This is a genomic window from Microbacterium trichothecenolyticum, from assembly GCF_000956465.1.
In the GTDB taxonomy this organism is placed as follows: Bacteria; Actinomycetota; Actinomycetes; order Actinomycetales; family Microbacteriaceae; genus Microbacterium; species Microbacterium trichothecenolyticum.
Map to the genome: position 1 here is coordinate 1 of NZ_JYJA01000015.1, position 25,025 is coordinate 25,025.

General features: G+C 68.1%; 53 protein-coding genes. 9 read left to right on the forward strand and 44 right to left on the reverse strand.

Features of this window, described 5'->3' with window-relative positions; genetic code table 11:
* The first annotated feature begins 679 nt into the window (after positions 1-679).
* From RS82_RS00545 to RS82_RS00585, 9 genes are all read left to right on the forward strand, one after another.
* Positions 680-985, forward strand: coding sequence for a DUF7249 family protein (locus RS82_RS00545; RefSeq protein WP_045296176.1), 306 nt, complete (start codon positions 680-682; stop codon positions 983-985).
* Between the two features lie 194 nt (positions 986-1,179).
* Positions 1,180-1,740, forward strand: a complete 561-nt coding sequence (locus RS82_RS00550; protein WP_045296177.1) for a hypothetical protein — start codon at positions 1,180-1,182, stop codon at positions 1,738-1,740.
* Positions 1,741-1,844: 104 nt separating this feature from the next.
* Positions 1,845-2,552 (forward strand): hypothetical protein, encoded by a 708-nt coding sequence (locus RS82_RS00555; protein WP_045296178.1) that lies wholly within the window; start codon positions 1,845-1,847, stop codon positions 2,550-2,552.
* 33 nt (positions 2,553-2,585) lie between these two features.
* Positions 2,586-2,792: a hypothetical protein gene (locus tag RS82_RS00560; protein ID WP_157005230.1), complete on the forward strand. Its 207-nt coding sequence runs from the start codon at positions 2,586-2,588 to the stop codon at positions 2,790-2,792.
* Between the two features lie 201 nt (positions 2,793-2,993).
* Positions 2,994-3,767, forward strand: coding sequence for a hypothetical protein (locus RS82_RS00565; protein ID WP_045296180.1), 774 nt, complete (start codon positions 2,994-2,996; stop codon positions 3,765-3,767).
* 30 nt (positions 3,768-3,797) lie between these two features.
* Positions 3,798-4,712, forward strand: coding sequence for a hypothetical protein (locus tag RS82_RS00570; protein ID WP_045296181.1), 915 nt, complete (start codon positions 3,798-3,800; stop codon positions 4,710-4,712).
* Between the two features lie 146 nt (positions 4,713-4,858).
* On the forward strand, positions 4,859-5,086 hold the full coding sequence (locus tag RS82_RS00575; RefSeq protein WP_045296183.1) for a helix-turn-helix transcriptional regulator: 228 nt from the start codon (positions 4,859-4,861) through the stop codon (positions 5,084-5,086).
* Positions 5,083-5,304: a hypothetical protein gene (locus RS82_RS00580; RefSeq protein WP_052676621.1), complete on the forward strand. Its 222-nt coding sequence runs from the start codon at positions 5,083-5,085 to the stop codon at positions 5,302-5,304. Before RS82_RS00575 ends, RS82_RS00580 begins: the two co-directional genes overlap by 4 nt.
* Positions 5,301-5,498, forward strand: a complete 198-nt coding sequence (locus tag RS82_RS00585) for an Lsr2 dimerization domain-containing protein (protein WP_045296232.1) — start codon at positions 5,301-5,303, stop codon at positions 5,496-5,498. The genes RS82_RS00580 and RS82_RS00585 overlap by 4 nt, the downstream gene beginning before the upstream one ends.
* A 7-nt stretch (positions 5,499-5,505) precedes the next feature.
* Here the strand turns inward: RS82_RS00585 and RS82_RS00590 are convergent, their stop codons facing one another.
* The 44 genes from RS82_RS00590 to RS82_RS00770 form a co-directional block, all read right to left on the reverse strand.
* Positions 5,506-5,820 (reverse strand): HNH endonuclease, encoded by a 315-nt coding sequence (locus tag RS82_RS00590; RefSeq protein WP_045296186.1) that lies wholly within the window; start codon positions 5,818-5,820, stop codon positions 5,506-5,508.
* Between the two features lie 26 nt (positions 5,821-5,846).
* On the reverse strand, positions 5,847-6,095 hold the full coding sequence (locus tag RS82_RS00595; RefSeq protein WP_045296188.1) for a hypothetical protein: 249 nt from the start codon (positions 6,093-6,095) through the stop codon (positions 5,847-5,849).
* A 10-nt stretch (positions 6,096-6,105) separates the two neighbouring features.
* A complete protein-coding gene (locus RS82_RS21225; protein WP_157005231.1) occupies positions 6,106-6,249 on the reverse strand; it encodes a hypothetical protein in 144 nt (47 codons plus the stop codon).
* Between the two features lie 378 nt (positions 6,250-6,627).
* Complete coding sequence (locus tag RS82_RS00600) at positions 6,628-6,828, reverse strand: hypothetical protein (RefSeq protein ID WP_045296190.1); 201 nt, start codon at positions 6,826-6,828, stop codon at positions 6,628-6,630.
* Positions 6,825-7,100 (reverse strand): hypothetical protein, encoded by a 276-nt coding sequence (locus RS82_RS00605; RefSeq protein WP_045296192.1) that lies wholly within the window; start codon positions 7,098-7,100, stop codon positions 6,825-6,827. Before RS82_RS00605 ends, RS82_RS00600 begins: the two co-directional genes overlap by 4 nt.
* Positions 7,090-7,566 carry a hypothetical protein gene (locus RS82_RS00610; RefSeq protein WP_045296194.1) on the reverse strand — a complete coding sequence of 159 codons (477 nt, stop codon included), beginning with the start codon at positions 7,564-7,566 and terminating at the stop codon, positions 7,090-7,092. Before RS82_RS00610 ends, RS82_RS00605 begins: the two co-directional genes overlap by 11 nt.
* Positions 7,563-8,012 carry a dUTP diphosphatase gene (gene dut / locus RS82_RS00615; protein ID WP_045296233.1) on the reverse strand — a complete coding sequence of 150 codons (450 nt, stop codon included), beginning with the start codon at positions 8,010-8,012 and terminating at the stop codon, positions 7,563-7,565. Before dut ends, RS82_RS00610 begins: the two co-directional genes overlap by 4 nt.
* Positions 8,013-8,038: 26 nt before the next feature.
* Positions 8,039-8,314, reverse strand: a complete 276-nt coding sequence (locus RS82_RS21465; RefSeq protein WP_169748662.1) for a hypothetical protein — start codon at positions 8,312-8,314, stop codon at positions 8,039-8,041.
* Positions 8,296-8,448 carry a hypothetical protein gene (locus RS82_RS21230; RefSeq protein ID WP_157005232.1) on the reverse strand — a complete coding sequence of 51 codons (153 nt, stop codon included), beginning with the start codon at positions 8,446-8,448 and terminating at the stop codon, positions 8,296-8,298. The genes RS82_RS21465 and RS82_RS21230 overlap by 19 nt, the downstream gene beginning before the upstream one ends.
* On the reverse strand, positions 8,441-8,770 hold the full coding sequence (locus tag RS82_RS00625) for a hypothetical protein (RefSeq protein ID WP_045296198.1): 330 nt from the start codon (positions 8,768-8,770) through the stop codon (positions 8,441-8,443). Before RS82_RS00625 ends, RS82_RS21230 begins: the two co-directional genes overlap by 8 nt.
* On the reverse strand, positions 8,767-8,916 hold the full coding sequence (locus RS82_RS21235) for a hypothetical protein (protein WP_157005233.1): 150 nt from the start codon (positions 8,914-8,916) through the stop codon (positions 8,767-8,769). Before RS82_RS21235 ends, RS82_RS00625 begins: the two co-directional genes overlap by 4 nt.
* 62 nt (positions 8,917-8,978) lie before the next feature.
* Positions 8,979-9,365 carry a hypothetical protein gene (locus RS82_RS00630; RefSeq protein WP_045296200.1) on the reverse strand — a complete coding sequence of 129 codons (387 nt, stop codon included), beginning with the start codon at positions 9,363-9,365 and terminating at the stop codon, positions 8,979-8,981.
* A 119-nt stretch (positions 9,366-9,484) separates the two neighbouring features.
* Positions 9,485-10,102 (reverse strand): hypothetical protein, encoded by a 618-nt coding sequence (locus RS82_RS00635; protein WP_045296202.1) that lies wholly within the window; start codon positions 10,100-10,102, stop codon positions 9,485-9,487.
* Positions 10,099-10,296 (reverse strand): hypothetical protein, encoded by a 198-nt coding sequence (locus tag RS82_RS00640; protein ID WP_045296204.1) that lies wholly within the window; start codon positions 10,294-10,296, stop codon positions 10,099-10,101. Before RS82_RS00640 ends, RS82_RS00635 begins: the two co-directional genes overlap by 4 nt.
* The gene (locus tag RS82_RS21240; protein ID WP_157005234.1) at positions 10,293-10,448 is read right to left on the reverse strand and encodes a hypothetical protein; all 156 of its coding nucleotides are present in this window, start codon (positions 10,446-10,448) and stop codon (positions 10,293-10,295) included. The genes RS82_RS00640 and RS82_RS21240 overlap by 4 nt, the downstream gene beginning before the upstream one ends.
* Positions 10,449-10,452: 4 nt before the next feature.
* Positions 10,453-11,061 (reverse strand): hypothetical protein, encoded by a 609-nt coding sequence (locus tag RS82_RS00645; RefSeq protein WP_211255833.1) that lies wholly within the window; start codon positions 11,059-11,061, stop codon positions 10,453-10,455.
* Positions 11,058-11,621, reverse strand: coding sequence for a VUT family protein (locus RS82_RS00650; protein WP_211255834.1), 564 nt, complete (start codon positions 11,619-11,621; stop codon positions 11,058-11,060). Before RS82_RS00650 ends, RS82_RS00645 begins: the two co-directional genes overlap by 4 nt.
* Positions 11,618-12,256 (reverse strand): hypothetical protein, encoded by a 639-nt coding sequence (locus RS82_RS20505; RefSeq protein ID WP_052676624.1) that lies wholly within the window; start codon positions 12,254-12,256, stop codon positions 11,618-11,620. Before RS82_RS20505 ends, RS82_RS00650 begins: the two co-directional genes overlap by 4 nt.
* Positions 12,253-13,278 carry a hypothetical protein gene (locus RS82_RS00660; protein WP_045296206.1) on the reverse strand — a complete coding sequence of 342 codons (1,026 nt, stop codon included), beginning with the start codon at positions 13,276-13,278 and terminating at the stop codon, positions 12,253-12,255. Before RS82_RS00660 ends, RS82_RS20505 begins: the two co-directional genes overlap by 4 nt.
* Positions 13,259-14,050, reverse strand: coding sequence for a hypothetical protein (locus RS82_RS00665; RefSeq protein ID WP_052676625.1), 792 nt, complete (start codon positions 14,048-14,050; stop codon positions 13,259-13,261). The genes RS82_RS00660 and RS82_RS00665 overlap by 20 nt, the downstream gene beginning before the upstream one ends.
* Before the next feature lie 49 nt (positions 14,051-14,099).
* A complete protein-coding gene (locus RS82_RS20920) occupies positions 14,100-14,837 on the reverse strand; it encodes a DNA cytosine methyltransferase (RefSeq protein ID WP_052676626.1) in 738 nt (245 codons plus the stop codon).
* 226 nt (positions 14,838-15,063) lie between these two features.
* Positions 15,064-15,438, reverse strand: a complete 375-nt coding sequence (locus RS82_RS00675; RefSeq protein WP_045296208.1) for a hypothetical protein — start codon at positions 15,436-15,438, stop codon at positions 15,064-15,066.
* Entirely contained in the window at positions 15,438-15,776 is a 339-nt protein-coding gene (locus tag RS82_RS00680) for a hypothetical protein (protein WP_045296210.1), read from the reverse strand. The genes RS82_RS00675 and RS82_RS00680 overlap by 1 nt, the downstream gene beginning before the upstream one ends.
* Positions 15,773-16,309 carry a RuvC family protein gene (locus tag RS82_RS00685; protein WP_045296211.1) on the reverse strand — a complete coding sequence of 179 codons (537 nt, stop codon included), beginning with the start codon at positions 16,307-16,309 and terminating at the stop codon, positions 15,773-15,775. Before RS82_RS00685 ends, RS82_RS00680 begins: the two co-directional genes overlap by 4 nt.
* Positions 16,306-17,673 carry a DNA methyltransferase gene (locus tag RS82_RS00690; protein WP_045296212.1) on the reverse strand — a complete coding sequence of 456 codons (1,368 nt, stop codon included), beginning with the start codon at positions 17,671-17,673 and terminating at the stop codon, positions 16,306-16,308. The genes RS82_RS00685 and RS82_RS00690 overlap by 4 nt, the downstream gene beginning before the upstream one ends.
* Positions 17,657-17,809, reverse strand: coding sequence for a hypothetical protein (locus RS82_RS21245; RefSeq protein WP_157005235.1), 153 nt, complete (start codon positions 17,807-17,809; stop codon positions 17,657-17,659). Before RS82_RS21245 ends, RS82_RS00690 begins: the two co-directional genes overlap by 17 nt.
* Positions 17,806-18,507, reverse strand: a complete 702-nt coding sequence (locus tag RS82_RS20510) for a hypothetical protein (RefSeq protein WP_157005236.1) — start codon at positions 18,505-18,507, stop codon at positions 17,806-17,808. The genes RS82_RS21245 and RS82_RS20510 overlap by 4 nt, the downstream gene beginning before the upstream one ends.
* Positions 18,500-18,655: a hypothetical protein gene (locus RS82_RS21250; RefSeq protein WP_157005237.1), complete on the reverse strand. Its 156-nt coding sequence runs from the start codon at positions 18,653-18,655 to the stop codon at positions 18,500-18,502. Before RS82_RS21250 ends, RS82_RS20510 begins: the two co-directional genes overlap by 8 nt.
* Positions 18,652-18,843: a hypothetical protein gene (locus RS82_RS00700; RefSeq protein WP_045296214.1), complete on the reverse strand. Its 192-nt coding sequence runs from the start codon at positions 18,841-18,843 to the stop codon at positions 18,652-18,654. The genes RS82_RS21250 and RS82_RS00700 overlap by 4 nt, the downstream gene beginning before the upstream one ends.
* 80 nt (positions 18,844-18,923) lie before the next feature.
* Positions 18,924-19,658 (reverse strand): hypothetical protein, encoded by a 735-nt coding sequence (locus tag RS82_RS00705; protein WP_045296215.1) that lies wholly within the window; start codon positions 19,656-19,658, stop codon positions 18,924-18,926.
* A 10-nt stretch (positions 19,659-19,668) separates the two neighbouring features.
* Complete coding sequence (locus tag RS82_RS00710; RefSeq protein ID WP_157005238.1) at positions 19,669-20,046, reverse strand: hypothetical protein; 378 nt, start codon at positions 20,044-20,046, stop codon at positions 19,669-19,671.
* A complete protein-coding gene (locus RS82_RS00715) occupies positions 20,043-20,288 on the reverse strand; it encodes a hypothetical protein (protein WP_045296217.1) in 246 nt (81 codons plus the stop codon). Before RS82_RS00715 ends, RS82_RS00710 begins: the two co-directional genes overlap by 4 nt.
* Positions 20,275-20,772 carry a hypothetical protein gene (locus RS82_RS00720; protein ID WP_045296218.1) on the reverse strand — a complete coding sequence of 166 codons (498 nt, stop codon included), beginning with the start codon at positions 20,770-20,772 and terminating at the stop codon, positions 20,275-20,277. Before RS82_RS00720 ends, RS82_RS00715 begins: the two co-directional genes overlap by 14 nt.
* Positions 20,769-20,912: a hypothetical protein gene (locus RS82_RS21255; RefSeq protein WP_157005239.1), complete on the reverse strand. Its 144-nt coding sequence runs from the start codon at positions 20,910-20,912 to the stop codon at positions 20,769-20,771. The genes RS82_RS00720 and RS82_RS21255 overlap by 4 nt, the downstream gene beginning before the upstream one ends.
* A complete protein-coding gene (locus RS82_RS00725) occupies positions 20,909-21,187 on the reverse strand; it encodes a hypothetical protein (protein ID WP_045296219.1) in 279 nt (92 codons plus the stop codon). The genes RS82_RS21255 and RS82_RS00725 overlap by 4 nt, the downstream gene beginning before the upstream one ends.
* Positions 21,184-21,504, reverse strand: coding sequence for a hypothetical protein (locus tag RS82_RS00730; RefSeq protein ID WP_045296220.1), 321 nt, complete (start codon positions 21,502-21,504; stop codon positions 21,184-21,186). The genes RS82_RS00725 and RS82_RS00730 overlap by 4 nt, the downstream gene beginning before the upstream one ends.
* A gap of 6 nt (positions 21,505-21,510) precedes the next feature.
* A complete protein-coding gene (locus tag RS82_RS00735; RefSeq protein WP_045296221.1) occupies positions 21,511-21,903 on the reverse strand; it encodes an HNH endonuclease in 393 nt (130 codons plus the stop codon).
* Positions 21,900-22,334 carry a hypothetical protein gene (locus tag RS82_RS00740; RefSeq protein ID WP_045296223.1) on the reverse strand — a complete coding sequence of 145 codons (435 nt, stop codon included), beginning with the start codon at positions 22,332-22,334 and terminating at the stop codon, positions 21,900-21,902. The genes RS82_RS00735 and RS82_RS00740 overlap by 4 nt, the downstream gene beginning before the upstream one ends.
* A complete protein-coding gene (locus RS82_RS20515; RefSeq protein ID WP_052676628.1) occupies positions 22,331-23,275 on the reverse strand; it encodes a PD-(D/E)XK nuclease-like domain-containing protein in 945 nt (314 codons plus the stop codon). The genes RS82_RS00740 and RS82_RS20515 overlap by 4 nt, the downstream gene beginning before the upstream one ends.
* Positions 23,256-23,621 carry a hypothetical protein gene (locus RS82_RS00750; protein ID WP_045296225.1) on the reverse strand — a complete coding sequence of 122 codons (366 nt, stop codon included), beginning with the start codon at positions 23,619-23,621 and terminating at the stop codon, positions 23,256-23,258. Before RS82_RS00750 ends, RS82_RS20515 begins: the two co-directional genes overlap by 20 nt.
* Positions 23,618-23,809, reverse strand: a complete 192-nt coding sequence (locus RS82_RS00755) for a hypothetical protein (RefSeq protein ID WP_045296227.1) — start codon at positions 23,807-23,809, stop codon at positions 23,618-23,620. The genes RS82_RS00750 and RS82_RS00755 overlap by 4 nt, the downstream gene beginning before the upstream one ends.
* The gene (locus RS82_RS00760) at positions 23,806-24,204 is read right to left on the reverse strand and encodes a hypothetical protein (protein ID WP_045296229.1); all 399 of its coding nucleotides are present in this window, start codon (positions 24,202-24,204) and stop codon (positions 23,806-23,808) included. The genes RS82_RS00755 and RS82_RS00760 overlap by 4 nt, the downstream gene beginning before the upstream one ends.
* The gene (locus tag RS82_RS00765; protein WP_157005240.1) at positions 24,201-24,746 is read right to left on the reverse strand and encodes a hypothetical protein; all 546 of its coding nucleotides are present in this window, start codon (positions 24,744-24,746) and stop codon (positions 24,201-24,203) included. The genes RS82_RS00760 and RS82_RS00765 overlap by 4 nt, the downstream gene beginning before the upstream one ends.
* Positions 24,743-24,955 (reverse strand): hypothetical protein, encoded by a 213-nt coding sequence (locus RS82_RS00770; protein ID WP_045296231.1) that lies wholly within the window; start codon positions 24,953-24,955, stop codon positions 24,743-24,745. The genes RS82_RS00765 and RS82_RS00770 overlap by 4 nt, the downstream gene beginning before the upstream one ends.
* Between the last annotated feature and the right edge of the window lie 70 nt (positions 24,956-25,025).

Consider the following 25,025-nt stretch of genomic DNA (forward strand, 5'->3'; position numbering starts at 1 on the left):
GTATAAGAGACAGGGCCGGTAGGGGGGGTCCGGGCCCGGGTCGTCGTGCGAGCGTCAAGTGAGGCGACACCTAGGCCCCGTATGAGCGCGCGACAGTAGGCGAGAGACGCGCGAGCGACTAGGCGTGTGCGTCAAGCCACGCGACAGACAGCGGGTGTCCACTACGGGCGAGCATGGGCACGGGCGTACGTGACGCGCTCGTGAGCTATCAGCGCTCATGCCTCACACGCGCACACGTGAGCGATGACAGGACGTGAGGTGGGCGCGTGTGGCTCACGCTTGTGTGTGCTGTCCCCTACCTAGGGCGAGAGGATCACGGGCGCGTGTGTGTCGCTGTCCTGGCGTGTGAGGCATCCGAGCATCGGGCGTGTGTGCGAGCGCTCAGGATCGGCGCGTGTGCGCTGTCCTGCCGTGATGCCAGCTGTCCCCCGCGCGTATGTGGTCCGGGCGTAGTGCTGCGGGTCGCTCGCCGCCGTCCGGACCGGGCGTGACACGCCGACGAGCTGCGGGGCGTGCCGGCTAATTTCTGGCCGATTTTTCGCGTATTTACGCGGTTTTCGGTAGCCGGCATTCCCTCGATTTTGGAAAGTGAGTGGACACTACGCATGAGCGTGTGTAGTGTGGTCATCACAAGCCACCACGGGCCAGCCAAGGGCCCCGGATCGAAGAGGAAGACACCATGTCGGACGAGTACAACGGATGGGCAAACCGCGAAACGTGGGCGCTCGTGCTCCACATTCAGAACGACGCCGGGCTGTACATGACGTTCTCGGAACTGGTCGGCGACCGATCGTTCCAGAACCTCGGGCTGGCCGCTCAGCAGGACCGGATCAAGGGTGAGGCCGAGAGCCTGTTCACCCCTGCGGGATACCGGGACACGTTCGGCGGCGAGATGCCCGCCGGGCTGGCCGATGTCGCGGCCGAGATCGGGTCGTTCTGGCGGATCGACTGGGCCGAGGTACACACGGCTCTCACGGAGGTCTGAGCATGTGCTACCCGTGCGGATACGGCTTCCACGCTCAGATGGATTGTCAGGACGAAACTTCGCCCCACGCGGCCGAGGTTTGAGGTAGGGCGAGCGCGCCGGTTTGACGCCGGGCACGGATTGCAAGCATCCGAGCGCTCACGCATTGCAGGACGGCCGAGCCAAGCGGCCGAGGGATTGAAGGGATTGCGACCATGTCGAAGACGGATCGCGACGCGTGGGAGACGTACGTACGGGGCGAGATTGCCCGGTTCTACGACCACTGCGACGGCATCACGTACATCTGGCAGAACACGCCGACCGCCGACAAGCGCGTCGCGCAACTCGGGGGCGACTCGGAACTCGCGGCGTTCTCGGGCCCGTGGCACGTGATTGCGAAGCACCTCACGACCGAGTTTCGCCAGTGGGTCGAAGAGTACGAAGCGACAGAACGGCTCACGTTCTCCGAGTGGCGCGCGGCTCAGATTGCGGCACGTGCCGAGGTTGCTTTCACGGAGTCGGCCGACTACACGCTCGGGCAACTCGAAGAGTTGCGCCGACTCACGCTCGAGCGTGACGCGCTCGTCGTCGAAGCGTCGAAGCGCGGCGCGTCGAAAGTCGCGATCGCTCGAGCCGTCGGCCTCTCGCGACAGCAGATTCACACGATCGTCGGCGCGGCCGAGCTTGCACCCGTGACGCCGATTCGGCCGGACGTGGAAGAGGTACAGGGCGAATTGCGACAGCTCGCATCGGGCGAGTGGGTAGAGGTTTTCTGAGAGGGTGGGCGCGGCCGGACGTAGCCGGCATGGGATTGCAAGCTATCCCCCGCGCCACGGATGCCGATTTGCGGCATCGGGATTGCACGACGAGAGGGCAGGACATGAGCACCACGGATGAGCCGGAATCGGTCACCTACTATGAGCGCGGGCTGGCCGTGTCGGACGCGCTCGCACACGACGAGACATTGCGCGTCGAATTCGACTCGGGCGCGCACGATCTTGCAGGGCGTGACCTCTTCGACGAGTGGAACGATCTTGCGCCGGGTGAGCCGTTCAAGATTCTCGGACGCGTCGACGAGGGCGGCGAATTGCGCCCGATCGACTGGGAAGCGCTCAAGGGCGCGCCGAGCGGCTACCGTCCCGGACGCGTGACGATGGATGTCGTCGACGACGCGCCGAGCATCCCGGCTTTCGTGTCGGCGTGGCATCGGTGGAACGGCTGGGCGGTCCCGATCTTCACGCGCGAGACGCTGATTGCATCGGCCGACGCATTGCGCGAGTTGTTCCCGGATGCGTACGTCACGGACTCGGAGGGCGTACGCCTCACGTTCGACGCCGACGGGTTCCCGATCCTGACCGACGTGATGTTCGCGCCCGGAGGGTCGGACTACGACCCTGAGCACCCCGACGGCGGCGACATGATCGTCCCGATCGTGATCGACGGCGTCACGTACTACGACATCGGCGGTGGCGGTTACGTCTGGCAGGACGCCCGACGCGACCACGAGCACTACTACGACAGCGCGCGGTCCGCATGGCAGTGCCGCTATTGCGGGACCGCGATCGAGGATTGCACGCGCGACGCGTGATTGCAGGACCGGGACCGGAAAGGAATGCAGACCATGAGCATCGACGAATTCTTCCTCGAGCCGCCGGTCGGCGTGGCGCCCGCAGCTCCTACGGTCCCGGCGGTCCGGCCGGCCACGCTGGGCGGAATCGACTGGGCGGGACTTGCGGCCGAGACGCGCGGTGAAATTGCGCTCGTCGACGTGGCACTCGGCGAGGGCGAACGGCAGGAATGGATTGCACGAGGGGAGATTGCACGATGAATACGACGGCGCGTGATTGGGTGACGGCCGGACCGAGGGTCGGCGCTACGTACCTCGCGGGACGCGACCCAAATGAGGGGCGAGATTGCCCCCACACCAAGCGACAGCCTCACACGGCGTAGGCCGCGCGCGTTCACGACGCGAGTGAGGCACTGGGCGAATTGCCCGATTGCACGAGACACAACCGAGAGGGATTGCATCATGTACTACACGTTCACGCGAGTCGACAAGCGGGCGTTCGTGAAGGCGTTCGAAGCGGGCCAGAGGGTCCGGATGGGTCGCGACACGTCGGAGGACACGGTCATCGACAGCGGCTTCACGAAGGATTCTGTTGCGGACCCGTTCGCCGACACGGGGCGCGGTGGCGTGTTGCGCTACTGGGTTGCGGTCGCGGGCTCGGAGACGCCGGTCGGGAGGGTCGACTTCAACTCGCACGTCTCGGAGGCTCAGCCGTGGGGCTTCTATTGCCTCGCGTGCGAGCGCCGGATCACGTCGGTGGACTCGCTCATTGCCGCTGAGATGCGCGAGGCGCACGTTGCAGGACACGCGCACGTCGCGGACGATGAGCCGGTGGACGAGCCGGGCTTTGCGCTCGACGCCGACGGCGAGTCGGACGTGACGCGCGGCGTGCAGTACCTCATCAGCGCGAAGACGCACGTGGAAGAGGCATTCGAAGCTCGTCTCGGAGTGAACTACCGGCACGAGCACCTTTCGTACTGGGTGAGCGTGGAGGACATCGAAGGGAACGTCAACGGCCTGTGGGTCGAGACGGGCGAGTTCCTGAGCATGTGCGAGCGGATACTGGGCGGCTCGGGAAACGGCTCGATCGCGAAGAACTGGGCGAGCATTGCACAGCGCGCCGAGATTCGCGACTACGCGTGGCATCGTGACGGCGAGCCTTGCATCCAGGCGATGTCGTCCGGCGGATGCGGCCACAATCACCGATACGGCCGCACGTTCGCCGACGCGCACTGATTGCACGAGAGACACGAGAGGACAGAGGACATGGGCGGTTACCAGACGGCGCAGCCGGACGAGATTGCGGGCATCCTTGCGCGCGCACAGTACAAGTGGGAGTCGGCGGGGATCGCATGCGCGGTCGCGTTCTACGGCGACTCGCACGAGACGGGCGTTCTGCTCGAGGGCGACCAGACATTGCGGTTCGGGCTCATCCCCCGGCCGATGTACGACGGCCAGCAGGCGGGCCGCATCGTTGACGACGGGCGGGTCGACGGCAAGCGGGTGCGCGACAGCCTCGCTATGGACGCGAACCTCGTTCCGCTTGCGACCATCTGGTGGATCGGTGGCTACGCGTTTGAGGTCGACGACGAGGCCGCTGAGATTCCCGAGACGCCCGAGGGGTACTCGTCGATCGACTCGGACATCGACCCTGACGGGATCATGCTCGTGCACGACGCGTGCGGCGAGGATGCCGACTTCTGCGAGTGCGGTCCCGACGCATACGAGTACGACCCGCTTCGGTACGCGAACGCTCGAGCGCGTGTGCTGGCGTGGCTCAAGTCGCACGAGGGTGCGTTCGAGCCCGAGGACAACGACGAGACGATCATCTGGGCGGGGCTGGATTGCTACGGCTCGGGGTCCGACATGCACGAGCGGACCGACGACCAGGCCCTCGCGGCCGACTACCGGTACTTTGCGGCGAACTACCCTGCAGGCGACGACGTGGTCGAAGGTCAGCCGGCCCCGGCCGAAGTTGCGGGCGAGGTCGACTGGGATGCGGCGCGGAAGTTGGTCGAGGCGTGGGATGCCGCGCAGAGCGACCTCGCCGACGCGACGAACGACGACGGCGAGGTCGACTACAACTCTCGGGCGTGGGAAAGCTACGAGGACAAGACGAGCGGGCTCGATGCGGCGTTCGCGGAGGTGGTGCGCGCAGCGCTACGGGCTCGCGGGCAGTAGGCAAGAGGACAGCCCCGGAGCACGAAGCATCCGGGGCTGTCGGGATGCCGCCACGGCCAAGTTGCGGCATCCGGTGATCGGATCGAAGGGAACCGAACATGAGCATTGTTACACACGAGCGTGTGCAGTCACGCGAGAATGGGGAGATGACTGTCGAGTATCTGTCCCTGCTGGACGTGGCGAGGCACCTGGGCGTATCGCGGAACACGGTCGCGCGGTATCGCCTTCCCGAGCCCGACGTGCGCGTCGGGTCCGGGCTCAACGCGGCGCGTGGCTGGTCGGTCAAGACAATCGACGAGTGGAATGCGCAGCGCCCGGGGCCGGGCAACTGGGGCCGGCGAAAGGCAGTCGAAACGAAGGGATCGAAGGAATGACGAAGCAGATTGCGTCTCTCGAGCGGTTGCGGAACAGCCGCGATGGGAACCCGACATGGCGGGTTGAGTTCACGGACGGCACGGTCGCGACGACGGCGAAGGATGCCGCGGTCGGCAACGCGATCGACAACTCCGAGTACCAGGGCGTTCCGCTCGAGGTGACGTTCGACGGCGACGGCGCGATCCGAAGCGTCGAAGTTGCGGAGGTGAGCGGATGAGCAGGACGACTCGTGTGATCCTGGTCGACGACATCGACGGGTCGGAGGACGACGTGCGCGAAGTTGCGTTCTCTCTCGACGGGAAGTCGTATGCGATCGACTTGTCGGCTGCGAACCGCACCGACCTCGAGGCCGCATTGCAGCCCTACGTGGGCGCCGCGCGGAAGGTCGGTCGCAAGCGCGCGAAGCGCTAGTCGACCCTCACAGCAGGCCCGGGTGTCGCCGCTTTGCGGCGCGCGCCCGGGCCGCTTTCGCGTGTCCACCTTCCGAGCTCGACTTGCGCTGGTGGTGGTACTCGCAGAGCGACCACAGGTTGTCGTCGCTGTGGTCCCAATTGCGGGCCTGGTTGCGGTGGTCGACCTGATTTGCATGGTCCAGGCACTTCTCGCCGGTGTCCTCGCGGACCCACTGGCACTGCTCGCGATCGCGGGCGAGGATGCGGGGCCGGATGCGCGTGTACCAGCCCCACGGGAGCGTGGAGCGGCGCGTCGATCCTTGCCAGGCGGGGCGGGCCATATTGCCTCCCTCCCCCGCTATCGCGGTCAGCCGAAGAAGATGCTGATGCCGCCTGCGAGGGCGGCGATGACGGCCGCGACGCCGGCGGGAGTCTTGAGGTGCGGATGCTTGAACGCGATCCGGAGCGAGAAGACGAGCACGACGAGCGCGGGCACGAGAAGCCAGATCGTCGGGTTCGCCATGTTCACGAGCACGAGCAGGACCGCGACGGTGATCGCGGTAGTTGCGATCCATCGGCGGTCGGTGGTCTGTTCTGTGCGCGTGGGCTCGCTCATGTTGCTGATGCTAGCCGAGGTACGTGTCGCGTGCGCCGACCGATCGGAGCGCGGCCGGGTTGCAGCAGAACGCCAGGCTCTTCTCCGAGTCGTACGTGCGCTGGCAGTCGGGGCACTCGTAGAGGCCGTCGGCGCGGAGGTCAGCTTCGGCCATGCGTGCGACCTCCGTTGTGAGGTGGTTACCCCGCCGCGCGCCCAGTGTGTGCTTCGGTGCGCAATGCTCAACCGCGAGTGGATGCCCGCGACGGGGTGGTGAGTGGGTGGGAGCCCCGATATGCGTCCCTCGGGGCAACAGGCGCGTATGCAGGCCGGCGATGGTGTGCGCCCAGTGGTGCCGGCCGTTGTAGTCAGGCCACGCCGCGACGCTCTGTCTGCTCACTCGACCCGGCGGGGCCGTTCGCGCGCGTCCCACGGCATGGCGTCAGGCGGGTGCAACGGGGAGTGAAAAGCAGAAGTCCCCACTCTCGGGCGGGGACTGGTCGCGGGCGTGGCCCGATGTTAGAAACCTAGCAGAAGTTTCGAGTCTCACCGGTCAACGCGGCCAGCGTGTCGAACGTTTCGACGCGTCGATGATGTCGCCCCACTTGACGTGTTTCTCCTTGGTCCCGTTGCCGTGGGTGGTGATCTTGTCGGCCGCGAGCCACCGGAACAGGGTGGGCTTGCTGATCCCGAAGATCGCCATGAGCGTGTCGAGGGGGACGCGCGCCTCGCGTTGCGCGTCCCCCTCGCTCACTTCCCGGTCGTCAACGCTCGGTGCGCCAGACGCCACTCGAACTCCTTCCGCTCGTACTCGGCGAGCTTCCACAGCCACCGGCGTTGCCATTCCTCGAGCGAGCCCGCCACGGCCTCCGCGAACTGGGCGATCACACGGCCCAGGTGGTCGAAGGTGTCGGCCGCGATCGTCGCGAGCGTCGAAAGCGCTTCGAGCGCGTCCGGGAGCTGCGCCGCGGCCTCTCGGCGGGCCTTGCGGATCGCGCGGCCCTCTCGTCTCCGGTCAGGATGCATCGCTGGCCTTCCTCTCGTCATGTTCACGGCACGCGCGGATCAGTGCTCGCTCGAACGCGTTCGTCCAGGAGATGACGTGTCCCGGCACGTGGACGACGCGGATGCTCGCGATTCCACGAGCGACCTCGGCGATAGCTTCGTCTGCCTCACGCGAGTTCGTGATCGGCCGTTGCAGGCGGAAGCCGGCGGCGTGCACGGCATCCGTGACGGCGTCGATCACCTGGTTCATATCGCGCCCGAGCATGACGCGCGCGACGGGGTGCGGGTAGTTCCTCGCGTTGGCGATGACCGGGAGGACGACGGCGCGGATTGCCTCGCGGTCGTCGTCCGTTGGCCACCCGGGGATGACTGCGCTGTGACCGTGCAACTCGGCGACCTTCTCGGCGATGGTCTTGTTCGGCTGCGGGTAGATCGCGCCGGTGAGGGTGTCGCGGACGGACCACTTGCCGTCTACGCCCGCGGTCACGAGCGGACTCCTGTCGAGCCGAACCCGTCGGTGCCGCGCTCGGATTCGGGGAGCGCGAGCACGGGCGCGAAGTGCGCCGACACGAACGGGACGATGATGAGCTGCGCGACACGGTCCCCTGCGTTGACCTTGAACGGCTGCGAGCCGTGGTTGATGAGGCCGACCTTGATCTCGCCGCGGTAGCCGGCGTCGATCACGCCGATCCCGTTGACGAGCGCGATGCCGTGCTTGATGCCGAGCCCGGATCGGCCGGCGACGAGCCCGAAGTGTCCCTCGGGGATCGCGACGGACGTGCCGGTGCCGATCAGTTTGAACTCGCCGTGCGAGATCCACACGTCCTCGGTGGCGATGAGGTCCGCGCCGGCGTCGCCGAACGTGGCGTACCGGGGGACGTTGCCGACGACGGGCACGGGCGTGCTGTTGGTGTCGGTGTAGGTGTCGGGCAGGACGAGCAGTCTTCCGGGTTCGGTGTTCACTGGTGGGTTCCCTTCTTGGCGGCGTGGGCCGCGCGTCGGCGGTTCTTGGGGAGCAGGGGTCGGAGGATGCGGCGGATATCGGCGTCGAGCGTCACTTCGCATCGCTTGCAGTGGACGCGGACGGACGGCGGGGTGGTGTCGAGCACGGCGACGTGCACGACGGCTGCGACCTCCCACCGGTGCTGTCCTCGGCGGTGAGCGGTGCAGGCGGGGACGCGCCCGAGCTTCGTGATGGGCACGGTCTGCACTCCCCTCAGATGGGGTCGGAACATGGGTTCTCCTTGGGGTATCCGCCCGTCTCGACGATCCGGGCGATGGACTGCATGAGGTCGGTGACGCGCGCCGAGCGGCCGTCGTGGGCGGCACGACGTTGCCGCTCGGCGCGAGGCTGTGAAGCGTCAGGCACGGGCGCGTAGGAAAGACTCGAGCGCCGCCATTCGTCTTCGCTTCGCGTTGATCGACCGCTCGGTGTCCGGCGGCCAAAGGTCGCGAATCCAATCGCGCAGCTCGCGCATACGGATCGTGGCGCGCATCCCGGCCGTCCAACAGTCGGTCACCTCTTCGACCGCGAACGCCTGGATGATCGCGTATAGCTCGTCCGGGATCGCGTCCACCGTGGCCTTCGCTTCTTCCGGTTCCCAGCCGCGCTCGACGAGCTTGCGTTTCGCGTCGCCGCGCGCCCATCCGAGACGGCGCGCGCGGTCCTCGTCCTCGTCGACATCGGTCACTTCCGGCTCCATTCGTGGATGACGGTGAGGCGGCCGGCAAGTCCGTGCACCGTGAACTCGCGCGGCAGATGCCAGCCGAGCGTCTGGCCGGGACGCACGAGCACATCGAACGTGTAGCCCGGCCAGGACGGTACGCGGGCGTACACGAGCGGTGTGGTGGTTACTCTCCTGCCTGTCCGGCGGCGTCCGATCGGGCGCGGCAACCCGCTCACGGTGTCACCCCCGCCAGGATCTCGTCTGCGAGCTGCTGAACGTCGACGGATGATTCCGGCCATTCCTTGCGGGACACGGCGTAGAGGTCGACGTTGCCTTCGTCGTTCACGTCGGCGTCGCGGTACGGGGTGTCGCTGAGCGGTCCCGTCTCGACGTCGACGAGCGACTTTTGTAGGACCTTGACGAGCGCGGCACGGCGCTCGGCCGGCGTCGGGTTGTCCGCGAGGCGCACGTGCAGAGTGACGCGCAGCTCGCCGTCGGGCAGGATCGCGAACTGGGGGTCGTCGTCGTCGCGGCCGTTGGACAGGTCGAGCGCGACGATGTCGCCGACGATCGCCGTCTTCATGCCGAGGGTCAGGTCGCGGGTGGTGATGCCGGTCATGGCGTTGCTCCTTCGGGGGTGGGTCGTGGGATGAGCGGGGAACAGCACGGGCAGACGGTGCACGCGGCGTGCCTACCGTCGCGGCAATCGAGACAAGGGGTCATGGGACGGCCCTTCGGTCAGGCGATCGCGTCGATCGGGAGCATCCCGTCCGCGGCTCGAGCGACGCTTCCCGAGCCTGGGAACATGTCGACGAGCTCGTCGACAGCGGGGTCGTAGGCGAGTGCGGCGAGTACCCAGCGGGTCCACTCGGGCGGCTTCGCGCCGACGAACGAGCCCTGGCGCGCGGTCGCGCGTGGGGCATTCGCGGTGAGCACGTTGGGGACGCCGGCACCGTCGCGTGTCGATCGCCCCTCGGGGACGTACACGATGACGGGTTCCCAGCGCTCGATGATCCGCCCGCCTCCACGCATCGCGGTCGGCTTGTGCCAGGCCATGATCTGCGCGTTCAGTGGGAGCGGGAAGTACGCCTGCAGCCCGTCGGGTGTGGTCGCGATCGCCCACCCGTCGTAGTTCTCCACCAGGTGCAGGATCAGCTTCCGGTGCTCGGTGAGGTCGTCCCACTTCGCGGCCTCGGGGTGCACGTCGGCGCGCGGTGAGTCCGTCGACGAGCGCGGCCCGTCGCCGTACCAGCGGGTCGCGCGCGACCGGACGGTGACGCGCGACCCTCCGTCGACGAGGTCGAACCGTTCGCGGAAGATGGGCGGGTACGGCGGGTCTGCGATCGCCAGCCTCACAGCCCGTCGCTCTCGTCGCCGGAATCACCGATGTAGTCCGCGATCTCCTGCTCGGTCATCGGCTCGCTTGCCGCGGTGTCCCACCATGCGTCGTCGTGTGCGCGCTCGCGCCCCACCTCGTTCCCGTCGGCGTCGTGGTAGACCGTCTCCGAGTAGAGGTAGCGCTCCTGGGTCTTGTACGGCTGGCCGGTCATGGGTACTCCTTGAGTTGTCCGTCGGCGCGGAGCGCGGCCCTGCAGTTGACGCACGTCACTGCACGGCGCGTCGTCGCCATGTCCTTCGTCTTGGTGCCGCAGTAGGCGCGGCCGGGCTCGCGGCCCGATGCGTGCCGCTTCGTGTCCGTCACGCGCTCAGCCCCACAGGGTCGGCTGCGCGACGGACCGAAGCCACCGCTCGAGGATCGGGAGGTTCTTGTCTGGGCCGAACGCGAGGAACGTCCCGTCTGCCGAGTCGCACCCGGCGTGCGTTGCGTACAGCAATCGCTTCTCTGAGTTCACGCGGCCCATGTGCACCCACTTGCCTCGCTCCTTCGCTTCCGTGATGAGGGCGCGCGCGTGCGCGCCGAGCTTCCATTCGGTGTCGCCACCGATGAACAGCACGTCGAACTCGTCCCACGGCACCGGCATGTGCTCGAGCCCGTTCTGCGCGACGAACGCGGCCGGTATCCCGAGAGATCGGATGCGCTCAAGCCACGGGCGCGAGCGCTCGAGCGTCGCGACGGCGTCGCCGACGACGTCGGGCGCCACGGCGAAACGACAGCGCGTGGCGGGCAAGGTCTGCAACCATGCCCACCACGCGTCGTCGCCGGGGTAGCCCTTCCCGAAGCATCCGTTGTCCGCGCAGATCCACACCCCTTCTGGGATGCGGTTGCCCTGCTTGGGTGTGACGATGCAGTCGATCAGCCCGGCCTGCATGGCCTCGCGAACTCGTGGCGTCGACGGGTTCGCGAAGTACCTCACGCGGCCGTCAGAGCTTCACGCGCACGCCGGCGGATCTCGCGGACCGCGACGTACAAGGCGAGCGGGATGAACGTCGCCCAGAACAGCTTGCCGACCAACTGACCGGCCATCGCGTCGAACGTGAGCGGGAAGCCTGCGATCGCGAGGAACACGACGGTGTCGATCGGCGCGCTGATGACGTTCGACGCCGCGGCCGCCGGGACGAATCCTGCAGGCCGCACCCACGCGTAGACGAGCAGGTCGGCGAGCTCGGCGAGGGCGAATGCGGCGGCCGATGCGAGCGCGAGGGCCGGGGATGCGAGGAACCACGACAGCACGACGCCGAACCCGATGCCTGCCAGCACCCATCGGGTTCCGGCGTAGCGTTGCACGAAATCGCGGGCCAGCAACGCGAGCCCGGCCGCGTACGTGCCGGCGGTGACGAGCATCCCGAACCCGACGGGCACGAGCCCGAACCAGTTCGTGAGGACGTTCGCGAGGGTGATCGCGAGCGCGTAGCTCGCGACGGCGATGATCGCCTTGATCTTCATGGGGGTGCCCTTCTTGGTGGGGGTGGTCATGCGGCGGCCTGGGGTGCGCGTGCGGCTTCGATCGCGGCCTCGTACTCGCGGTACTTCCGGATGCCGAAGACGATCGCGTGCAGGGCGAGCAGGAAGTGGTGGTCGAAGTCCTCCGCTCCCCACTCCCATGTGTCCGGGCCGAAGTCGTGCGTCTGGCCGTGCTTGTCGGTGAACTTGAACTCGGCGACGTACTCGCGCTGATGCTCGGGGCTGGCGGGCGTCCAATCCCAGTCCTCGTCGAACTTGGCGATCGCCTTCGCTCGTTGCTTCTTCCCGATCGGCCACTCTTCGATGTGCTCGTGCGCGATCTGCTTGAAGAGGTCTTCGGAGAAATGCTTCGCCCGGTCGCGGAGCTGCGACGGCATCTTCTCCCACCAGTAGTCGGCGTTCACCTCGCGGTGCCCGAAGAACTCGAACATGTCGTGCAGTCGGGAGAACGACCAGCCGTCGCCGACGTCGCCCGACACGGCGAGGTGCCCGGGCCACGTGACGATGTCGAAGCCGTATACCCACGAGCCCGGCTTCGCGAACCGGAGGTGCCGGTACACGCCGTCGTCGTGCAGCACCTCCATTCGGTGCTCGGTGGTGTTGCTCGCGAGTTGCCTGCCGGCTCGCTCGATCGCTTCGCGGGTCATACGTGGGACTTCCTTCCTTCGGCCGCCGCGATCGCGCGGAGGGTGTCGACGCTCTGCTTCGGTGACCAGAGCGAGTACGTGCGGGTGAGGTGGCAGTCGCAGCCACATTCGAGTCCGAGGCATCCGTTGCCGTGGTCGCCGGCGGTGCACTCGGCCGACGCGCGTCGGGGCGTCTCCCCCTCGAGCACGATGCGCGGGCGCTTCTTCCTGCCGGCGGCGCGGTCCTCGGCTTCGATGACGGCGGCGAAGATCGGGCCGTAGACGCGGGCGAACTCGTCCCAGTCCATGCGCCACTCGCAGTACGGGTAGCCGAGCTTCCAGCGGGTGACCTCGCCGTTCCAGTCACGCGACCCCGGCTCGTCGTACATCAGGTGCGAGCCCGAGCACTCGACGATGAGGTCGTCGCCGAGTTCGAGGGGCGCGCGCCGCCAGAGCGTGCGCTGTGAGCACGACGGGCAGAGCATGTGCGGCACGTGGCGGTAGTGCGCCTCGGAGTCTGGCCAGCGTCGGAGCGCGAGGTTCATCCGCTTCACGAGCACGACGGCACGCTTCGCGCCCTCCCGCGTCGACACGATCGCCTCGAGGTCGGCCCACGCGTCGACGGCGTCCGCGGCGATCGCGAACGCTTCGTCGATGGACGCGGTCGACGGGATCGGGGATGCGCCGAGCGCGTCGAGCAGGTCGTCGGCGGCGAGCCACGAGTCGGGTACGACGAGACGCTTCTGCATCGTGGTCTGCACCCGCTCTCCGACGGCTTGCGCGTCCTTCTCGATCGACCGGAGGTGGACGATGAGGTCTTCGACCCGGGCCAGCGCGTCGGCGACCTTCCGCCAGCAGACGGCGCACAGGAGGCCGCGCGTCGCCGACCGCGGCACGCATCCGCGGCACGCGTCCTCGTCTTCGCACGACGCCCAGTGCGCGTCGCGTCGCCGGCACGGTGCCGGCCTGTCCACTCGGTTGACGCGTGCGAGGTCGTTGGTGATGCAGTCGTGGACTTCGGGCTCAAGCGGCTCGTCGGACACGGGGTACTCCTTCTCGGGACAGCAGCTCGCGGATCGCGAGTCGCGCTTGGAGGGTGACGACGCCGTTGCCGGCGGCGCGCAGTGCTTGCGCCCGAGTGAGCCCGATGACTGGGTCGGTGAGCCAGCCGGCGGGCCAGCCCATCATCCATTCGGTGAACTCGGGGTTGAGTCGGGGTTTCCCGTCGCGGCCGTCGTAGCGGACGGGCGACGGGGCGGGGCGGCCGATGACGGCTTCCCACTGTCGGATCGCGGGCTCGTACTCGCCCCAGTCGACGTCAGACACGGGCCCACGGCGTTCGCGCTGCAGGACGTCGGGGAGGGTGACGCCGGTGCCGTTGCCGGATGCCTCGCTGTCCTGCGCCGTCGTCGTCGTCGGGAGCAGGGCGATCTTCGTCGCGAGGTCGTCGCCGCCGGCGTCTCGGCCGCCGCGCGCGTAGTCCGGGCCCGATGTCGCGAGCGCGGCGTTCGGTGTCGGCAGTAGCGAGCGGGTCGCCGCTTCTACCGCGATGCCGCCCAGCAGGGGCTCGCCCTTCCTGGCGCCAGAGCGCGACGTCTGCCCGCCGTCGGCGATCGCCGCGCTCGGAGTCGGGAGCAACGTCTGCACGGCGATCGTGAGCGGCATTCCCATGCCGTTGCCGTTGTAGCCCTTCTCGCGCAGTCGCTCGTTGCGGGTGTGCCAGGACTCGGCTGACTCGCCGTCGTTCATCACGGCGGCGGACGGCGTCGGGAACAGCTTGTCGGCGGGCGAGACGACGATGCGCCCGTCCTCCATTTCCTCGCGGATTTGGTCGGACAGGCGCATCGTGGCGCCGGGGCGGTGCCTATCCCGCGGGCCACCCTCCGCTTCGGCTGCGGCTGGTGTTCTCAGCAGGCCACGCGAGGATGAAGACTCGCTCGCGCTTGTGGGGTGCCCCGACGTCGGATGCTCGAAGCAGTGTCCACTCCGCATCGAACCCGAGATCGGCCAAGTCCCGGAGAACAGTGGCGATTGCTCTTGGAATAAGTCGATCTTCCCGTTGGCGTCGAGCCACAGCCCGCTCTCTCTGTCGAGTACAGCGAAGGCGTTCCTGCTTCTTCCGTGCGACATAGTCTCGGTCGCCCTTTCGTTTGGTGATGCGGTGCTCGATGAGGGCGATCACCCGCTCCCACCGCGCGACGTCGGCGTCGGCATCGGCCCACGCCTGATGAGGTGCTTCGCCTCGAGCCGTGAGCAGTCCGCGCACGTTCTCGATGACGACCCACTCGGGCCGGTCCTCGGCGATCGATCGGCGGAACTCCGACCAGAGGCCGGATCGTGTGCCTTCGGACAGGCCGGCTCGGCGTCCGGCGAGCGATACGTCGGTGCAGGGGAACCCGCCGGAACGGATCTCGGTGTGCGGGGCCGCGGTGAAGTCGACGAGCGTGACGTCGCCGTAGTTGGGGACGTCCGGGTAGTGGTGCTCGAGCACCTTCGACGGGGCCTCGTCGAACTCGGCGAACCACGCGGGGGTGGACCCGAACACGGCGTCGACCGCCATGCCGAGCCCACCCACGCCAGCGAACAGCTCGCCAGACTTCACCGCGGCCCCCGGTAGTGCGCGCACTCCATGTACGGGCATCCGGTGCGCACGGCGGCGTACCCGCACGGTTGCGCGCCGAGCGCCTTCGTACCGCGCCGGCATCGCGCACAGCACGGCGTCTTCGGTGGCTCCTTCACCTCGGCCTTCTCGAGCCACGACTGTCCGCCCTCGGTGCGGAGGAACGTGAACGGGGTGACCCTGGCCGGGCGTGCTGAGTTGTTCGGCATCAGGCGGGCACCTGGGCCGTCGACCACGCTGTGCCGTCGGCGTACGGGTCGTCGGGCGGGTACTCGTCCGCGGGCGGCTGGCCGTTGTCGGGTGCCCATGATCGGGGCCCGTTCTCGCGGGTGATTTCGACCTTCGCGTTGCTGACCGTGTGCGCGACGAATCGGGGGTCGCGGTCGACCTGCGTGCGCAGCGGCCCGGTGATCTTCACGGCGTCGCCGACGACAACCTGCACGGGGACGTTGTCTGGCATCCAGGCCGACCAGTAGCGGTGCGCCTCGCGCCCCTCCCGGCCCTGCCACGACTCCTTGACGCCGAACCCGACGCCGTTCTGGTTGATGCGAGAGACGGTGCCCTCGACGGTGACGATCGCCATTACTCGGCGGCTCCTTCGATGTTGATGGTGATGTGTTCGGCCGGCGGCCGTGCCGCGTCGGGGAACGCGGCGAGGAACGCGTCGCGTTCCTGAGCGATGAGGACGTGGGTCTTCGACAGCGACGACGGCGTGCCGTCGCGGCGCGGGATCGACGAGACGACGTCGACCGCGCTCGGCCGCCACGCCCCCTCCGTGAAGCGCCACCCGACGGACGCTTCGGTCGCGAGACGTCCCGACAGCCCGGGCAGTTCGAGCGGGAGCCCGAGCGGCCAGAACGTCCGAACTCGCTTGGTGATGAAGATGACGATGTCGCCCTCGACGACGAGCGGTTCGGTCACGGCGCGCCCTTCCGGATGAGTTCGTTCAGCCCCTTGAGGTGAGCCGCCGGGAGCGGGAGCGGGTCGAGCCCGGCGATGATGCCGGCGGCGACCGCGAGCCATGCGGCATCCGACTCGTCGAAGTTCTCGACGTCGACGAACCGTCCGAGCCGCTTCACGGTCTGGATGAGCACTGCTTCCTTCGACGCGTTGCCCTTGCCGGTGGCGAGCTGCTTGATGATCTGCGCCTGGACCACGAACGGTTCGGCGTGATGCTCGCGGAGGCGCTTGTACACGAGCCACCAGAGCGCGAACATGCGGTCGAGCTGCGCCGACTTCGCTTGCAGTGCGGGCCCTTCCAGACAGAGCACGTCGCCCTGGCGGGGGTCGCACCAGTTGATGATCTGGTCGGCGATGTCGTCGACGCGATCGAGGAACGATCCCGGCGTCGAGTCCTTCGGCGTCGTCTCGATCGTGGCTTTGTCCCACGTCTCGCCGTCGAACATCACGAGCCCCGTCGACCGGAGGCTGAGGTCGATCCCGAATGCGGTCATGCTGCGTCTCCTTCCCAGTCGCCGAACATCGACGTCTGCAGTGGCTTGGTGATCCGCTTGACGATGAGCGGTATATACGGACGGTGGCCTTCGACGCCGACGACCTCTGCGCCTTCGATCAGCGCGGCCTCGAGAGTCGTTCCGGAGCCGGTGAAGAGGTCCATGAGCGTGCCGCCGTCAGTGACGACGAGCCGGACGAGCCACCGCATGAGTTCGAGCGGCTTCACCGTGGGGTGCTGGACGCCGTCGACGACCGGCCGCTCGTGGCTCGGGGCCTTCGCTTCGTACCGGAACGTCGGGAAGATGCGACCCGCGCGCCCGATCTTCTCGACGGCGCATCCGTCGACGCACCCGTCGGCGCACGCGTCGCCGAGAACGTCGCCCGTGTCCGGGTCGATGAGCGGCGAGTGGGTGAACACGACATTGGTCGGCCAGCGACCCTTGGTCGAGTCGTAGTCCTTCGGCGCGACCATCGAGTAGTCGCCGTAGACGGCGTTCCCGCCGGCCTCGGTGCCGAACTTCGCGTGCTGGTTCTTGTTCGTCGTCTCCGCTCGGTCGGCCTCGTCGGCGTACGGGACGCGGGTCGCGTCGATGTTCAGCGCGCCGGTGCCGTGGAGCTGCACGTTCGCGGCGATCGTGCCGGGGACGGGCTTGCGGGCGACGACGATCGGCTCGAAGCCAGGCTTGAGCGCGGTCCCCCACCCGTCCCACTGCTTCGCGGCATCCGTCGCCGGCGCGGTGATCGTCGCGCCGTTGTCCTGGTAGCCGGCGACGCCGCCCTCGCTGAGCCGCTCGCCGCCTGGCACCTTCGCGTAGCTCTGCTTGTTCGGGCGAGCCTTCGCCGCGTCGTAGCCGACGACCTCGCGCGTCGCGCCCGCGGCCGCGTCGATCGCCTTGGACACGTCCATCGACTTCGGGAACCCCGAGCCATAGAGCCACGCGATAGAGTCGCGGATTTCGAACCCGGCCTGCTCGATCGCGACGGCCATGCGGTGCCACGTCCGCGATCCGCCGAACGCGAGCAGGTAGCCGCCCGGTTTCAGCACCCGGTACGCCTCGGCCCACGTCTCGGGCTCGAACGCGACGCCGGTCGCGTCCCAGCCCTGCCCCATGAACCCGCCGCCGTTGCCGGTGCTGATCCGCGAGCGGCCCGCGGGCGACTTCGGGTTGTCGGATGCGACGCCGGTGCCACCCTTCTTCCCGGCCGTGAGGTCGTACGGCGGATCGGTGACGATCGCGTGGATCGAGTCGGCGGCCATGTGGTCGCGCATCACGTCGCGGCAGTCACCGCGCCAGAGGGTGAGCCCGGGCACCTCGTATGCGACCTCGGGCGGGTCGGTGGCGGTATCAGTCGTCGACGTCATCGCCCATCTCCATTCGTGCTAGGTCGCGCTCGGCGTTCTCGGCCTTGCGCTGTGCTGACTGCGGGCCGCTGTGCGCGTTCCAGCGCAACTCGCGTGCCCGCTCTTCGGCGTGGGTGAGTTCGTCCCAGCGGCTCATGCGACCTTCCTTGGGCCGATCGCGGGCCGCGCCTTCGGGTTGTCGATGGTGTGGTCGTCCCAGGCGAGGGGGCCGACCCATCCGTTCGCGATCGCGGCGTTCTGCGCGCGCTTCTTCGAGAACCCATCGGGCACGGGTTGCGACCACAGTTGGTCGTAGAGTGCGGCGACAGCGTCGCGAGTGGCGGCGGTGCATCCGCGCGCGGTCGTCGCGAGGCAACGCGTGTTCCACGTGGTCATCCCGATCCCGTCGGCGATTCGGTGGAACGGATGCCCCATCCACGCGAGCGCCTGCAAGCGGCGTCGGGTGCCGGTCGCGTCGACCTGCCCATTCCCGGTCTTCTCAGGCTTCACGCCGCGGATCGCGAGGTAGGCGGCCTCCGTGTCGGGGAACACCTTGACGGCGGGCCGGTAGATGAGGCTCTTCGTCTGCGACGCGCGAGTGCCGGCGGCCTCGGCAATCTGGTCGAGAGTCCAACCGGCGGCTTGCAGCGCCTTCACCTTGGCGATCGTGGGTCCGGCCGGCACGAGGCCGCGCTTCCGCCCGTACGCGATGTCGCGGGATTCCTTGCGCCGCTTCTCACGGTGGGTCGTCAGGCAGTCGTCGCACCCGCATCCGTGGCCGTAGCACGTCGTCGTCTTTCCGTGCGCGTGGTCGGGCGGGCACCGGTATGTGCGGCTCGAGCCCCGCCTAGGCACGACCGCTCCGCATCCGCGCGAGCTGTCCCGGCGACGGCCGCTCGCGCTGGAGCTTCTCGCGGTACGCGGCGCTGAGCGCGTACATCCGGCACCGGTCGTCGAGGAAGTCGGCGAGCCTCATCGTCGACGCGTGCGTCGGGCCGATCACGTCAGCGCCGCCTCGACGATCGGGAGCGCTGCGAGCACGACGAGCGCGATCAGGATGGTGATGATGACGTTCCGGAGCGCGTTGATCCAGAGGCCGGCGGTGACGCCCGAGTCGGCGATGCCGCGGATGGTGCCGACGAGCAGGAACAGGACGAGGATCGCCAGGATGATGATGAGCGTGAGCTGCATGGTGTGGTTCCTTCCGGCCGCCGTAGCGGCACGACAAGGCCCCGCCAGCGATGGATGCTGACGGGGCCGGGTGAGGTGGCTCAGGCGGCGAGGCCCGAGTCGTGTAGGTACTTCGCGATCTCGTGCGGCGACTGCGTGATGCAGCCGAGCACGTACCGCTGGGGTGCGCTCGGGAAGCTCTTCGCCTTCTCGAGCAGGTGGTTGGCGAGCGACATCGCGCCGTATGCGTCGACGCGGATGCCGATGCCGTTGAGCGCGACCGCGATGCCCTGCAGGTCGACGCCCTTCCGGGCCGCCGACGCGCGCGTGTGTTCAGAGATTTCGAATGAGTCCGTCGAAACGCTCGCGCGGTTACTACTGGACTGACTCTCTAAAGGTGAGTAGTAGTCCTCTGACTCTGACTCTGACTCTGCTTTCTGCTGGGTTTCGTTCGCTTGCGAGTCGGTTCCCACTCGTAACCCACTGGGTTTCTGTTGGGTTCCGGGTGGGTTTTTCCGGGGCCGGCCGCCCTTCGCGCCGTTCGCGGCGTTCTTGGCACGCCGTTCCTCTCGCGATGCCTTCGTCTCCTGATGCTCGGGGAACTCCCGGATGACGTAGTGCGTGTCGGTCTTCACGACGAGAGGACGTGTCGGGTGACTGGACACCAGACGCTCGAGGTGGTCGATCGGCCACTCGAACTCGGCATCCTCGTGGGTGAACACGCCGTCGTTGTCAGCGATCCGCGCCTCGCCATTCATCTCGACGAACGTCCACCGCACCTCCACCGGCAACCGTTTCAGCTTCGGATGCCGGTGGAAGTCGATCGGGAACGTCATGTAGAGGCGCTTATCCCGTGGCATTCACGTGCCCCTCCTTCCCGAACAGCAGGTCGCGGAGCGCGCTCGTGTCGCCCGTGAGATTGAAGCCCATCGACCACGAGCGCTCAGGCGTCGGCTTGGGCTTCGGCTGCACCCTGGGCGCCGGCGCGCTCTTGACGATGCGGCCGTACCCATCGCGGGTTGGTCCGTCGATCGCGAGCATGTGCGTCGCCTGGCCAGGCGGTGCGGCACGGAACCTCGCTCCACCGTTCACCGTGTCGATGCCGTCGAACACGACGCGGACGATCTGTCGGGTCGTGTAGCGGGCGGCGAGCTTCGCGCGGTTCCGCCGGCCACGTACCTTCATCCGCGGCCAGTAGACCGGAGTGCGGGGGCGGCGGCTCATCGTCCGGCCGCCTTGCGTCGCGCGCGGCGAGCCTTACGCCACCGGTTCTGCGTGCGACCGAAGCCGAGATCCCAGAACCCGCGGTGCACGCCGACGCCGTCGTTCTCGCGGACAGCGATGAACCACCAGCCGAGGTCGACGTTGTAGCCCCGGTCGGACATGATGCGGCGGATGCCGACGCGCCAGCGGCCGTTGTTCGTGCGGAGGTGCACGCGCACCTTCCGGCGCTCACGCCGCGTCATCGGGCACCTCCACAGGCTCGGTGCACTCTTCGCACTCGGACTCCTTGATCCACACGACGGTGACGGTCGCCGCGCCGCGCGCGTCCCGCGGGCTCAGGTGCTCGTGCCGGTCGGGCTCGGGTCCGCACGGGTACGGCTTGAGCGCGTCGGGGTCGACGCCGTAGAGCAGGGCACGCTCCCAGACGAGCTCGCCGGACTCTTCGAGCGCACGCGACTCGGCCCACTCCCACGCTTCCTGCCCGCTGAGCCCTTGGAGCAAGGCGTCAGCGTTGAACGCACGGTGGCGGGCGTCGATCAGGTGCCAGGTGCGATCGCCGGCCACCGTACGGGGCTCGACGGTGAACCATCCGGTGCCGCGAATCTCGAGGCCCAACGCTCGGGCGTAGAGGTATGGAACCTCGACGGCGAGCGGGCGCACCTCGTGCTCGCCGCCGTGCGGGTACAACTCGTGGGCGTAGCGGCGCTTCGTCCGTCGTTCGGTCATGCTGTCTCTCCTGCGGGATCGGTGGGAAGGGCGACGCGCGCCCAGAGGTTCGGGGTGGTCGGCTTGGCTGGGAGATCGGCTAGCAGGCGAGCGAGCCCGTCGCCCGACACGGGGCCGATCACGATGACGGGCTCGTTCATCTGGTCACGCTCAGCGGTGCGAGGCGGCCGTCGAGAAGCACGGCGAGCTGCACGGGATGGTCCTGCCAGCGTTCCCAGAGGTCCATGTCGATGCCCTCGTCGAGCGCGATCGAGAAGCGGCACTCGCGGAGGTCGATGCCGCTGTCGATGCACTCCGACGAGTGCAAGATGTAGACCCGTTCTTCGGTGCTGACGGCGCGGCCTGCGTGGATGGTGGGGTGCCGCGGGACGCCGACGATTCTCTCCGTGAGTTCGGCGGGTTCGAGTCTCGTCACAGCGCACGCTCCTTCGCGAGTCGGTCGAAGATCGGGGTGGGTTCGGCGGGGAGGCTGCCCGGCTTGAACATCGTGGTGACGACGCCGCTGGATAGCGGGTTGAGTCGCACGATCGCGTAGCGGGTCGTCACGACCGATCGAAGGTGCGTCCCGTAGAAGTCGCGGAATGGGGTGCTCTCGACGACCATCCCGACGATCTGCGGGCGGTGGAGCACGATGGACTCTCCCTCGCGGGATCGGAAGATGAGGTCGTGGCCGCCGTTGAGCGCCCTCGGGTCGGTCGGTTCCGGCGTGTCATGCGGAAGTTCGTACTCCATGAGTCCTCAGATCGGGGTCGCGACGAGTTCGCGGGTGTCCTCGTCGATGAGCTTGTAGGTGAGTCCGTCGGGGTACTCGACGGGTGTATCGCGAGCGCGGTCGAGCGTCTTCGCGTGGGTCGACGACGGGAGCACGTTGATCCCGCGTCGTTCGAGTTCTTCGCGGACCGCGCCGTGCGCTCGCGCCTTCGCGTCGTTGCACCGGACGCACGCGCCGATGAGGTTGACGGGGTCGTTGAGCAGGCGGGAGCCGCCGGCCTGGCGGTTCGCGCGGTGGTCGGTGGTCTGCGCGTATCCGGTGCAGCCGGGCAGGTTGATGACGCAAAGGCCGCCGTCACGGGTGATGACGGCGGCCTTCATGCTGACCGGCGGGTGGTTCGAGCCGGTCCGCTTGTTCACGAACGGGCGTTGGGCTTGATCCCGAGGAACCGGAGGGCGCGCGACAGGGCGGCGGTCTGCGCCGAGTCGTGCGGGCGGTCCGCCACGATGTCGTTCCAGTCCGTCGAGTGGCGAGTCGCCGACGCCTGAACGGTGTGGTCGCCGGCGGTGACCGTGACGTGCACGGTCCACTCGACCGCGCCATTCGGGCGTTCCATGCGCTGCGAGTGCGAGGTGATCTTCACCTCCTGGCCGCGGTACTTCCGCCAGAACGTCACGATCCGCTCGTCGGCGGTAACGAAGTCCTCGGCGTCCGTCGCGGCGTCGGCCTTGGCGGCCTCGGCGCGCGCCTGCTCGCGGTCGGCCTTCGCCTGCGCGGCGCGCAGTCGCGACGGCTTCGGCTCAGGCTCGGGCGTCGCGACCGCGGCGTCGGCGTAAGTCGTGTCGGTCATGATGCAATCTCCTTGAATCGGTCGATGTGGTCGTAGATGCGGCGCATCGGAGCCTCGGTGGTCTGGATGCCGAGACGGCGGTGCGGCCAGTAGTCGGCCATGCGGCACGCGGCGAGCTGCCGGCGCGCGGCACGCGCTTCCTTCCGGCCCATCTCGATCTCGTCGTCGGACAGCCTGAACACGGCGGTGAAGTACGGCGGCTCCTTCTCGACCGCGATGTAGAACTTCGGCGGCCGGATGCCTGTGACGATCTCGAGCGTGTCCAGGTAGTGCTCGTGCGACACGTCGTAGCCCCAGTCGGCAACGGCCTTCGAGAACCCCGCTTTGGTGACCGACGTGCCGCTCTTGAGGTCGACGGCGAACGACAGGTCGTCGGCGAGGTAGTCGAACCGGCAGCGGGTGTCGACACCGGTGTCGGCGTCGTGCGCGAACACGCTCACCTCGGGTCGGCCGCCGGTGAGCAACCCTTCCGCGATGACATCGGGGTCGGCAAGCACAGCTTCGGCAATCGCCTCCACCTTCGCGACCTCGTGCGCCTTGAGCGGAATCTGGTTGTTGTCGCGTGCATTCGCGACCCACGCCTTTGCCTCGGCGCTCGCGATCGCCTTGTTCGCGCCGGACAGCAGGTCGGCTGGGATCGTCACGACTTCCCATCCGGTGCCGAGCACGAGAGCGTGGAGCGCTGAGCCTTCGTCGAACGCCTTCTTGTAGGGCTGCGGGTGCGTGAGGTTGTACCGGTAGCGCGCGGGCGAGTCGAGCAGCCACTTCACCTGAGTCGACGACAGCGAAGGATGAGCGTGGTACGCCTCTTCGGGCAGACCGTGGATGATGCCGTGCCAGTCGTCGGGTGAACCGAAGACAGCAAGCTCGTCTTCCTCCACAATCTCGGCGTCGACGATGTCCTCGTCGACGCGGACGAGGTCAGAGCCGGAACTGGTCATCGGCGTCCTTCCACTCGGCGGCTTCCTCGGGGGAAGCCGTGGCGATGGTGGTCGCGGTCCTCGTATCGAAGAGGTGCCTGGTGTCAGCCCACCGGCGGCGGACGCGCGCCGACTTCGGCAGGTCGCCGTTGTCGATGAGCGCGCGGATCGCGCGCCCCTGCGTGATGACGAGGTCGACGCGGCGCTCGACCTCACGGTTCACTGCGAAGAGCGCGTCGCGCAGCACCTGCGCGGTGTCGTAGTCGCCGTTGTCGATCGCGGTCTGCCAGAGGACAGCGCGGTCGCGCGCGACGGCCTCGAGTGTGGCGTCGTCGAGTCGAGTGAGGTACGGGTCATGGGCGGTCACGGTCGGCCCTCCTTCACTGCGATGCAGAGCGCGGGGTCGTTCGCGAAAGCGCATCCCATGTCGCCGCCCGTGATGAAGAGGCGGATGCCGAACACGATCAGGATGAGGGCGATGACGAACAGGGCGACGATGACGTACGGGAGCACGTCGAATACGGCGTCCCCCATCCTCTTCAAGAGCTTCTTCACTGGTTCTCCTTCGTGTTGGCGATCGCGTGCGACCGGCGGGCGCGTGGTCGCTTCTCGGTGGGCGGCTTCTCCCGCTCTGCGGCCGTGGTGAGTCGCCATGTCCAGCACGCCGATCCCTTGGGGCCGATGACCTCGCTGTCGTGGATCACGCGGCCGTCGTCGACGAGCTCGTCGCGGGCGGTGCGGAGACGCTGGCCGGTGTACTTCCCGCCGGCCTCGTTGTGGATCGCCTCAATTTCGTGGTCGGCGAGCGGCCGGTCGTAGGCGTACATGATGAGCAGGACCGCGCGGCGCGAGCCGGCGGTGTCGTTCTTGTCGGCCGCCGCGTGCGACGTGACAGGGTCGTCGCGACGCGCACGTGGCGTGTCGTCGAACAGGACCAGCGGGACGGTCATGCGATCAACTCCTTCTCGGGGCGCGGGTTTCGCTCCCACAGTTCGTCGGTTGTCCAGAGGTAGGTGCGGATGGTCAGGAACCCCTCGCGCATGTGCCCGACGACCGCGATGCGATCGCCGACCCACGCGTACGTGCCGTGCTTCTCCATCCACAGCACGTGCATCGGGCAGATCAGGGCCAGGTCGATCTCGAACTGGCTGATGCCGTCGTCGCCGAGCGACATTTCGTCGAAGCGCTGCTTGGCGTGGTCGGTGACGGCGATCTTCGATTGGTCGACTGCAGGCACACTGCCCAGCCCCACTCGCTCGCCGCTGATCGGCGGTCGCGGCGGTTCCGGTGCGTAGCGATCGCGCACCTCGCGGATGAAGCCGGCCGCCGCGACCCACGGCACGCCGTTCGGGACGTGCCGGCGGGCGCCGTCAGGGAAGCGGTAGTAGACGCCCTTCACGCCCGAGCGACCGTCGCGGGCAATCTCCCGTGTCGCGCCGAGCTCCCGGAAGACCTTGTCGACGGCCTTCGCGGGGTTCTTGTGGCGGCTCACCACTGCCCGCCCAACGCGTAAGCGACGATCATCGCGACGCTCGAGGCGATCGCGACGACGGGGACGATCGTGATGAAGAGCGCGGCCGCTGTCGGCATCGGCGCGGGGCGTAGCTCGGGGATATCGGGGGTCGGCGCGACGACGTTGATCGTTTCCGTGCGCGTGAACTCGGCGTGCACGCGACGGGATGAGGTAGTGGCCGTGGTCATGGTGGTTCCCTTCGGTAGTGCGGGTGGAGAGGCGGGGAGCGGCGCGCACCCGGTCGGGGATGGGGTGGGG